Raw genomic sequence first — 500 nt, forward strand, 5'->3', positions numbered from 1 at the left:
AGTTCAGCTTACAACCAATAATGTCAGTGATTCACAGGTGCTTGGTGATTTACTTAATCAGATTCCACAAGATGAGCAGATTGACTCTGTTTATACCGATGGAGCTTATGACACCAAGCAATGCCGTCAGGTCATTGCAGATCGGCAAGGGCATGCGGTGATTCCACCTAGAAAAAATGCGAAACCATGGAAAGATACAAAGAGTAGCTCGCTAGAGCGAAATGAATTACTTCGAACAGTTAAGCGTTTAGGCAGGACACTATGGAAAAAATGGTCAGGCTATCATCGGCGAAGTTTGGTTGAAACTAAGATGCATTGCATCAAATTATTAGGAGATAAACTCAGTGCAAGGAGTTTTGATAGCCAAGTGAATGAGATCCATGCACGTGTAGCAGTTCTTAACAGATTTACGGAATTAGGTCGACCACTTACCCAAGTTACGCCTTAAATTTGGCTCAATTAGGGGCGCTTTGCATTTCAAATCTTTGTGCAACAAAGCC

At 42.0% G+C, this 500-nt stretch carries 1 protein-coding gene; it reads left to right on the forward strand.

Annotated elements, in window-relative coordinates; genetic code table 11:
* The coding region (locus AC07E5_RS09555; protein WP_498625315.1) for an IS5 family transposase at nucleotides 1-448 on the forward strand (448 nt) is incomplete at its 5' end.
* Nucleotides 449-500: the final 52 nt, after the last annotated feature.

It is taken from the genome of Acinetobacter seohaensis, from assembly GCF_056431365.1.